The following is a 9,614-nucleotide window of genomic DNA, read 5'->3' on the forward strand; positions in this document are numbered from 1 at the left end:
GGGTGCGCAGGCCGTCTTCGTGCAGTACAACCGCGGCCCGCCCCGCCCGGGCGCCCGTGGTTCCGCGACGGTGGGCCAGTGAACCCACGGGAGGCCCGGGGCGAGTCCGCCAGGGGCCTCCCGTGTGTTCGTCGGCCGCGTCCGCGGCGGTCGGTCAGGCGTGCTTCGCGACGGTCAGGTGCTGCGCCCACCAGGCGAGCACGTGCTCGAAACGCTGCACACGGTGGCGCGGACGGCCCGAGCGCGAGAGCTCGTGGCCCTCACCGGGGAAGACGAGGAGCGATGCGTCGACCCCGGCCCGCTTGAGCGCGACGAACTGCCGGTGCCCCTGCTCGATCGGGCAGCGCCAGTCCTCCTCGGAGTGGGCGACCATGAACGGGATCGAGACCTGGTCGGCGTACGTCAGGGGGCTGCGGCGCCGCTGCTCCTCCGGATCGGCACCGACGTACGCGTCCGCGAAGAACCAACCGATGTCCGAGCTGCCCGCGAACGAGTCCCAGGCGTTGACCGCGCGCTCGCTCCACGCCGCGACGAAGCGCTCACCGTGGTGGGCGGCGACCCAGCTCGTCATGAAGCCGCCGTACGAGCCGCCCATGATGCCGACGCGGCTCGCGTCGAGGTCCGGTCGCTCCAGTGCGACGTCGAGCAGCGCGAGCACGTCGTCCACGTCGACCGTCCCCATCGCGCCGATCACCGCCCGGCCGTGCTCGAGCCCGTAGCCGCCCGAGCCACGCGGGTTCCCGATGACGACGGCGTAGCCGGCGCTCGCGTAGACCTGCGCCTCGTCGAAGAACGCCCAGGTGTCCTGTCCGAAGGGGCCGCCGTGCACGACGCGGAGGACGGGGTGCGGGCCGTCGCCCTCCGGCAGCACGACCCACCCGTGGACCGGGGTGCCGTCGGCAGACGTTCCGGTGAGCTCCTCGATGCGTCGGACGCCAGGAGCGGACGCAGCGTCGCGGAGGGGTGCCGCGAGGTCCGTGAGGACGCTCGGCTCGGAGCCGGTCGTGTCCGCGAGGTCGACGACGAGCACCTCGCCGGGGGAGTCGGTCGTCGCCGCGGTGGCGACGAGGACGTCGTCGGCGACGTCGAAGTCGGACACGACGACGTGTCCGCCGAGCACGACCTCGAGGTCGTCGAGCCCGAGCGGCGCGTCCGTGGACGCGGGGACGCGACGGACGCCGACCGTCCCGCGGTCGAGCACCATGACGAGCACGCCGTCGCCCTGCGGCACGGGGGTCCCGGCCACGTCGACGGTCTCGCGGGCGGTCAGCCGCACCGGGTCCGAACCGTGGTCGGCGCGCCAGAGCCCCTGCGGCTCGGCGACGAGCTGGCCGTGCGCGTGCGACGCGCCGGTGTAGAAGACGGAGCCGCTCGGCGCCACCGCCACCGAGCCGACCGACCCCTCGGAGCGGATCGCGAGCGTCAGCGACCCGTCGGCCACGTCGAGGCGGTACAGGTCGTCGTCGTGCGTCTCCCGCTCGCCGAGGTCTCGGGGCGCGACGACGAGGAGGGCGCTGCCGTCCGGGTACCAGACAGGGGAGCCGAGCGAGCAGGTGCTGCTCGTCAGCGCGGTCCGGACCGGCTCCGCGTCCCGGTCGGTGACGTCCACGACCACGACCTGCTGCGGCTTGTCGAGCAGGTAGCCCGCGCCGTCGACGTGGAAGTCGAGGCGCGTGATCAGGCGCGGGGCCTCGGCGGCCGGGGCGGGACGTCGGTCCTCGTCGCCGGACACCGCGGAGCCGTAGCGACCTGGCTCGGGGAAGCGGGCCGTGACGGCGATGCGGGTCGAGTCCGGCGACCACACAGGCGTGCCGGCACCGAGCGGCAGCGCGGTGACGACGCGCGCCTCACCGCCGTCGACCGGCGCGACGGCGAGCTGAGCGCGCTCCGCGCCGTGCTCGTCGGCCACGACGCGCAGGAACGCGAGCGACCGGCCGTCCGGTGAGAGCACGGGAGCCGAGTCGTGGTCGCCGGACGTCCAGCGCGACGGGCCGGAGGCGTCCACCCGCTCGACGGTCGTGCGGTAGGCATCGGCGTCGAGGTCCGGGCGGGACACCGACACGAAGGTCGGGGCGCCCTTCCGCGGGTCACCGCTGGTCGTCGGGGAAGAGGGGACGTGGAGGTGTTGGATGTCGTTCGCGAGCACGCTGCCACGCTACGACCCGGGGGCTCCGGCGGACCCGGAACTGGCCGTCGAGCGTTCCCCGAGCGTTCATCGCTTCGGGGCGAGTTCGCAAGACTGTTCGCCGCGAGGTGCGCAGTCAAGCCTCCCCGTTGCGCATCGGCGGCATCGAGCGCAAGTTTCCACAGTCTCACGCAACGATCCGCCGGCCACGTTTCCGGTGTGTAACAACTTCTCCCGGGATTTTGAGGGGTCTCCGACGGCCACCTAGGGTTCTTGCGAACGCGGCGTGGAGCCTGCCTCCCTCGTGTTCGGTCACATTCCATCAGGAGGATCACAGAGTGAACATCACCAAGAAGCGAGGGCGCCAGCTGCTCGGCGCCGTCGCCCTGGCCGGGGCGGCCGCGATCGCCCTCGCCGGTTGCACCACTTCTCCCAGCGCCAACGAGTCGGGTTCGGCGTCGAACAAGACCATCACCGTCGCGCAGGTCAACGAAGTCACGTCGTTCAACTACAACACCCCCCAGGGCAACCTGGACATGAACGGCATGATCAACTACATGACCCAGCCGCAGTTCGTGACGCTGGGTTCGGACTACAAGATCACGCCGAACACCGACCTCGGCACCGTCAAGAAGATCAGTGACGACCCGCTGACGGTGAAGTACACGCTGAACAAGGACGCGAAGTGGTCCGACGGCAAGCAGATCACCTCTGACGACCTCCTCCTGGGTTGGGCGCAGGCCTCCGGTTACTACGACTCCGCGACGCAGGACGAGAACACCGGCAAGGTCACGAGCGGGACACAGTACTTCTCCCTCGCCTCGGCGTCGCCGTTCAAGACGGACTACCCGACGGACATCACCAAGGACTCCATCACCATCAAGTACAAGGAGCCCTACGTCGACTGGCAGCTGGTGAACCCGATCCAGTTCCCGGCGCACGTCGTCACGGAAGAGGCCGGCACCACGGTCGACGACCTCCTCAAGGCGCTCAAGGACACCCCCGCCGGTGACCCCGCCAAGCCCGCCGCCGCGAACTCGGTCCTCAAGAAGGTCGCCGACTTCGTCAACACCGGCTACGACAAGACCAGCCTGCCGAGCGACAAGAAGCTGCTCGTCTCGGGCGGCCCGCTCATGGTGTCCGCGTGGACCCCGAAGCAGTCGATGACCCTCGTGCCGAACCCCGAGTACACGGGCGACCACAAGGTCAAGTTCGGCAAGCTCGTCGTCCGCTTCATCGGTGACGCGAACGCCCAGGTGACGGCTCTCCAGAACGGCGAGGTCGACGCGATCCAGCCGCAGGCCTCGGCCGACACGGTGAAGGCGCTCGACGCGGCCTCCGGTGTGAAGACCATCGAGGGCTCGCAGGTCGCCTACGATCACCTCGACCTGAACTTCGGCTCGTCCGTGTTCAAGGACGAGAACGTCCGCAAGGCCTTCCTCCTCACCATCCCGCGTGAGCAGATCCTCAAGTCGATCGTCACCCCGATCAACAAGGACGCCAAGGTCCTCGACTCGCAGCTCTACCTGCCGGGCCAGGACGGCTACGACGACACCGTCAAGAACAACGACTCGTCCGAGTACAGCAAGGTCGACATCGACGCGGCGAAGAAGCTCCTGAACGGCGCCACCCCGTCGATCAAGATCCTCTACAACACCGAGAACCCGAACCGCGTGGACACGTTCCAGGCGATCCAGGCCTCGGCTGCCAAGGCCGGCATCAAGGTCGTCGACGGCGGCTCGCCCGACTGGTCCTCGCTCCTCGCGGGCGGCGACTACGACGCCTCGATCTTCGGCTGGGTCAACCCGGGTGCCGGCAACGCCGCGATCCCGCAGCTGTTCCAGACGAACAACTCCGGTAACTACAACAAGTTCAACGACGCCACGGCCTCGAAGCTCGCTGTCGAGACCCAGAGCACGCTGGACGAGTCCAAGCTGAACGACATGAAGATGGAGATCGACAAGATCGCCTTCGACAAGGCGTACGGCCTGCCCCTGTTCCAGAGCCCCGGCCTCTTCGCCACCGGCTCGAACATCAAGGGCGTCCAGTACTTCGGTGGCCAGACGGGCATCTTCTGGAACGTCTGGGACTGGACCAAGTGACCCTGACCGGTCGCTGATCAGCACCACGCACGAGGGGGCGCCGGACTCGACGAGTCCGGCGCCCTCCCGTGAGCCGGGACCCTGACCGGCGAAGACCCCCTGGCCGAGACCCGGCCCCACGCCGCTGAGCATCGTCGAAGACGACGGTGCCGCGGGACCCAGTACCCTTGCTGCTCGGGTCGCCCGATCGGACGATCAGCAGCTCGAACCACCACACCGGAGAGGCACCCATCGCCCATGGTGAGTTTCATCGCGAGACGGATCCTCGTCTCGGTCCTCATCCTCATCGCCGCGTCGTTCATCATGTACAACCTGGCGGCGATCGCGGGGAACCCCCTGCAGGACCTCCAACAGAGCAACTCGCCGAACCGTGAGCAGCTCATCGCGGCACGAGTCGCAGCGCAGCACCTCGACCTGGTCCCGCCGCTCCGCTGGGGCCTGTGGATCAGCGGCGTCGGCAAGTGCGTGATCGGCCAGTGCGACCTCGGCGTCACCTTCCAGAACCAGCCGGTCGCCCAGCTGCTCCCGCAGGCCGTCGGCTCGACCATCCAGCTGGTGACGTTCTCGTTCATCCTCGCGATCATCTTCGGCATCGGTCTCGGTGTCGTGACCGCGCTGCGCGTCTACTCGGGCTTCGACTACTCGATCACCCTCGTCAGCTTCTTCCTGTACTCGCTGCCGTCGTTCCTGATGGCCGTGCTCCTGAAGTCGTTCATCGCGCTGGACTACAACAACTTCCTGGTCGACCCGAAGATCCCGCCCGTCAACCTCATCGTGATCGCCGTCGTCGTCGGTCTCGTGATCCAGTTGATCGTCGGCGGCATCCTGAAGCGTCGCCTGATCGTCTTCGCGATCAGCGCGGTCGTGACCGCCGGCATGCTCCTGCTCATGCAGGCCACCGGCTGGTTCACGGACCCGTCGCTGGGTCCGGTCTTCGTGATCCTCTTCAGTGCCGGCATCGGCCTGGCGATGGTGACGCTGCTCGCCGGCACGAAGAACCGCCGCGCGTGGCTCGTCGCCGGCATCAACGTGCTCGTCGCGATCATCTGCTACTTCGCGCTGCAGGGCCTGCTGAACATCTCGTCGGCCGGCACCATCGGGATCCTCGCCGTGGCCACGATCGCGGTCGGCCTCATCTCGGGCTTCCTCGTCGGCGGGCACGACCGCGGCCTGATGATGCGCATCGGTGCGCTCACCGCGTTCCTCAGCGCCGGCGTCATCCTGCTCGACCGCTTCATGCGGTCCTGGATCGACTACACGCAGAACTACGTGTCCCGCCCGATCGCGACCGTGGGCTCGCAGACCCCCGGGCTCACGGGCGACTTCTGGATCACCGGGATCGACACGTACACGCACCTGCTGCTGCCGACGATCTCGCTCCTGCTCATCAGCTTCGCGAGCTACACGCGGTACTCCCGCTCGGGCATGCTCGAGGTCCTCGACCAGGACTACGTGCGGACGGCACGGGCGAAGGGTCTGCCGGAGCGCACGGTCATCGTGCGCCACGCCCTCCGCAACATGCTCATCCCGATCGCGACCCTCGTCGCCACGGACATCGGTGCGCTGCTGGGTGGTGCGATCATCACCGAGCGCGTCTTCGCCATCTCGGGCATGGGCAGCCTCTTCAACAGCGGTCTGTCCATCACGGACGTGAACCCGGTGATGGGGTACTTCCTCGTCATCGCGATCACGGCGATCGCGTTCAACTTCCTCGCCGACCTCGCCTACTCGGCGCTCGACCCGCGGGTGCGTGTCCGGTGACCGCCGCGACGACCACTCCGGTCACGAGCCAGATCGACCAGCACCACCTGCAGCACCAGGAGGACAACCGATGAGCACCATCCAGGGCGGCGCGCCGCTCGAGCCCAACATCGGCGACGGCACCGACGTCGGCCTGACCCCCGACTCGCACGAGAAGCGTGTCGGCGAGAGCCAGGGGCGGATCATCCTCCGTCGCTTCCTCGCCAACAAGCTCGCGGTCATCGCGCTCATCGTGTACCTCCTCGTACTGGTCTTCGCCGTGTCCGCGGTCGGCCTCGGCCCGATCCCGGGCTGGTGGCACTACTCGTACAAGGCCCTCGAGGACCTGCAGAACGGTGGGGCGCCGACGGCGGACCACCCGTTCGGGCAGGACCGCATCGGCAAGGACTACTTCGCCCTGACGATGCGCGGCATCCAGAACTCGGTGCTCGTGATGATCGTGATCGGCCTGTTCGCCACGTTCATCGGTGTCGTCATCGGCGCGATCGCCGGCTACTTCCGTGGCACCGTCGACGCGGTCCTCATGCGCATCACCGACATCTTCATCGTCATCCCGGCGATCGTCATCGGTGCGGTGGTCGGCAAGACGGCGAACGGTCTCGGCGCCTGGGGGCTCGCGCTCCTGCTCGGCCTGGTGTCGTGGATGGTCATCGCCCGACTCGTCCGTGCCGAGTTCCTGTCGCTGCGCGAGCGCGAGTTCGTCGAGGCGGCCCGGGTCGCCGGTGCGTCCGACGCGCGGATCATCTTCCGGCACATCCTGCCGAACGCGATCGGCGTCATCATCGTCTCCGCGACGCTGCTGATCGCCTCCGCGATCCTGCTCGAGACGGCCCTGAGCTACCTCGGCTACGGCATCAAGGCGCCGGACTCGTCACTCGGCCTGCTCATCAGCCAGAACCAGTCGGCGTTCCAGACCCGTCCGTACCTGTTCTGGTGGCCGGCGACGTTCATCGTGCTGCTCGCGCTCTGCGTGAACTTCATCGGTGACGGCCTGCGGGACGCGTTCGACCCGCGCTCGAAGCGGTTCAGCCTCCGCAAGACGCGCGAGCCGCAGAACAGCGCCGGCTCGGAGATGATCAGCGCGTGACGTCCGCCGCCCTCCTAGCGCGCCGCGACGGCGAACCAGCCGCCGACGGCCGTCACCGCGAGCAGCGCGATCGACGCCCAGTGCAGCGTGACCGGCACGCGTACCGCGTCGGCCGTGCCGAGCTCGATGGCACCGCGTTCGCGCAGTTCCTCCCAGCGGTGGCGGACGAGGTACGCGGCGTCGCCGGACGCCGTGGACAGCAGGTCGCCGGCGCGACGCTGACCGTCGCCGAGGTCCGGGACGGTGCGGCCGTGGCGTTGCTCCTGCCGGCGGGCGAGGGCGACGCCGGCGCGCCCGGGCGCCGGCGCGGCCCACACCGAGACCCGTCGGTTCGGCGTGACCAGGGTCAGCGCGAACCGGGTGTCGACGTGCACGAGGGCGGCCCACGGCACGCGCACGGTGTGGAAGACGTTCACCACCTCGATGCCGTCGTCGTCGACGGTCATCCGCGGTCGCCAGAGCACGATCCAGCCGAGCGCGACACCGAAGAGCGTCGGCACGAGCGCCAGCGCGCGGTCCGTCCAGGTCGGGTCCGTCGCGGTCGTCGTCGCGAAGAGCAGGGCCACGATGAGCCAGAGCGCGACCGCGAGACCACGGTTGAACCTGGACACGAACACGTCGCGCGTCGTCGGGGAGGCAGGCATGCCTCCATCGTCGCAGGTCGGAGCCGGTCGGCTCGACGCCTGCCGCCCCGTCGTCAGCGCTCCACCATCACCACCCACGCGGCCGCCACGAGCGGCCGGGAAAGGACCGGACGTCGTTGAGCACGCCCGCTTCCGCGGCCACCACCCCGGCCGCCACCAGCACCCCCGTCGTCAAGGTCTCCGGACTCGACGTCGACTTCGCGGTCGACGACGTCTGGACCCCCGCGGTCAAGAAGCTCTCGTACGAGATCCGCTCCGGTGAGGTCCTCGCCCTGGTCGGCGAGTCCGGCTCGGGGAAGTCCGTGAGCTCGATGTCGATCCTCGGGCTCCTGCCCCGGAACGCCCGCGTGAACGGCTCGATCGAGTTCAACGGCAAAGAGCTCCTCGGCCTGCGGTCGGCGCAGCTCCGGGAGTACCGCGGCAAGGAGATCGCGGTCATCTTCCAGGAGCCGATGACGGCCCTGAACCCGGTCTTCACCGTCGGCTCGCAGATCGTCGAGACGCTCCGCATCCACTACGGCATCTCGCCGAGCGAGGCACGGGACCGCGCCATCGAGCTGCTGACGCTCGTGGAGATGCCCGACCCGCAGAAGGCGTTCAACTCGTACCCGCACCAGCTCTCGGGCGGTCAGCGGCAGCGCGCCATGATCGCGCAGTCGATCTCCTGCGACCCGAAGCTGCTCATCGCCGACGAGCCGACCACGGCCCTCGACGTGACGGTGCAGGCCGAGATCCTCGACCTCATCCGCGACCTCGCCGGCAAGCTCGGCAGTGCGGTCCTGCTCATCACGCACGACATGGGCGTCGTCGCCGACCTCGCCGACCGCATCGTCGTCATGCAGCAGGGCATCGCGGTCGAGACCGGGTCCGTCCGGGAGGTCTTCGCGGAGCCGAAGCACGAGTACACCCGCACGCTGCTCGACGCCGTCCCGCGGCTCGGCCAGGCCGGTGACACCGTGATCGACCTCACCGAGACCCTCGAGTCCGTCGTCGAGAGCGACGCCCCCGTGCACGTGGGCGAGGAGCCGGTGCTCCACACCGACGTCGTGCAGACCCTCGGTCCGGCCGTGCTCGAGTTCTCGAACGTCGTCATCGAGTACCCCGGTCGCGGACGCGTCAAGGCGTTCCGGGCCATCGACGGCGTCGACCTGTCCGTCCACGAGGGAGAGGTCGTCGGTCTCGTCGGCGAGTCCGGTTCGGGCAAGTCGACCCTCGGCCGCGCGGCGATCGGGCTCCTGCCGATCACCTCGGGCGGCCTCGAGGTGACCGGCGTCGACCTGTCGAAGCCGACCCGTTCGCTCGTCCGCAAGGTCCACCAGAACGCGGGCATCGTCTTCCAGGACCCCTCGTCGTCGCTCAACCCGCGCATGACGATCGGCCAGTCCATCGGCGAGCCGCTGCTCCTCGCGAAGGGCATGAAGGGCCGCGAGCTCGAGCGCGAGGTCGAGTCCCTGCTCGAGGCGGTGCGGCTGCCCACGTCGTACTCGACGCGCTTCCCGCACGAGCTCTCCGGCGGCCAGAAGCAGCGCATCGGCATCGCCCGCGCGCTCGCCCTGCGTCCGAAGCTGCTCATCGCGGACGAGCCGACCTCGGCGCTCGACGTGTCGGTCCAGGCGACGGTGCTCGAGCTGCTCAAGGACCTGCAGCGCGAGTTCCGCTTCGCGTGCCTGTTCGTCACGCACGACCTCGCGGTCATCGACGTGCTGGCCGACCGCATCGCGGTGCTGCACCACGGGCACCTCGCCGAGGTGGGCACGCGCGACCAGATCCTCCGCGACCCGCAGGACCCGTACACGCAGCGGCTCATCGCCGCGGTGCCCCTGCCGGACCCCGACGTCCAGCGCGAGCGTCGCGAGCTGCGCCGCCAGATCCTGGCGGCCGGCGCCGACGAGTAG

The 9,614-nt window shown here is 69.3% G+C and carries 6 protein-coding genes; 4 read left to right on the plus strand and 2 right to left on the minus strand.

The features are described from left to right. Nucleotides 1-154: 154 nt before the first annotated feature. Nucleotides 155-2,146 (minus strand): prolyl oligopeptidase family serine peptidase, encoded by a 1,992-nt coding sequence (locus ACSW7Y_RS13690; RefSeq protein WP_438126806.1) that lies wholly within the window; start codon nucleotides 2,144-2,146, stop codon nucleotides 155-157. Nucleotides 2,147-2,463: 317 nt separating this feature from the next. Here ACSW7Y_RS13690 and ACSW7Y_RS13695 point away from each other — a divergent pair, with 317 nt between their 5' ends. The 3 genes from ACSW7Y_RS13695 (at nucleotide 2,464) to ACSW7Y_RS13705 (ending at nucleotide 7,075) form a co-directional block, all read left to right on the plus strand. Next, nucleotides 2,464-4,227 carry an ABC transporter family substrate-binding protein gene (locus ACSW7Y_RS13695; RefSeq protein WP_438126807.1) on the plus strand — a complete coding sequence of 588 codons (1,764 nt, stop codon included), beginning with the start codon at nucleotides 2,464-2,466 and terminating at the stop codon, nucleotides 4,225-4,227. A gap of 237 nt (nucleotides 4,228-4,464) precedes the next feature. Continuing rightward, complete coding sequence (locus ACSW7Y_RS13700; RefSeq protein ID WP_438126808.1) at nucleotides 4,465-5,988, plus strand: ABC transporter permease; 1,524 nt, start codon at nucleotides 4,465-4,467, stop codon at nucleotides 5,986-5,988. Nucleotides 5,989-6,058: 70 nt separating this feature from the next. Beyond that, nucleotides 6,059-7,075, plus strand: coding sequence for an ABC transporter permease (locus ACSW7Y_RS13705; protein ID WP_438126809.1), 1,017 nt, complete (start codon nucleotides 6,059-6,061; stop codon nucleotides 7,073-7,075). A 14-nt stretch (nucleotides 7,076-7,089) separates the two neighbouring features. On the opposite strand, the gene ACSW7Y_RS13710 is transcribed toward ACSW7Y_RS13705, so the two are convergent. Beyond that, a complete protein-coding gene (locus ACSW7Y_RS13710; RefSeq protein WP_438126810.1) occupies nucleotides 7,090-7,719 on the minus strand; it encodes a PH domain-containing protein in 630 nt (209 codons plus the stop codon). Nucleotides 7,720-7,835: 116 nt separating this feature from the next. Between ACSW7Y_RS13710 and ACSW7Y_RS13715 the strand changes: the two genes are divergently transcribed. Continuing rightward, entirely contained in the window at nucleotides 7,836-9,614 is a 1,779-nt protein-coding gene (locus ACSW7Y_RS13715) for an ABC transporter ATP-binding protein (protein WP_438126811.1), read from the plus strand.

The organism is Curtobacterium flaccumfaciens (assembly GCF_051548005.1).
In the GTDB taxonomy this organism is placed as follows: Bacteria; Actinomycetota; Actinomycetes; order Actinomycetales; family Microbacteriaceae; genus Curtobacterium.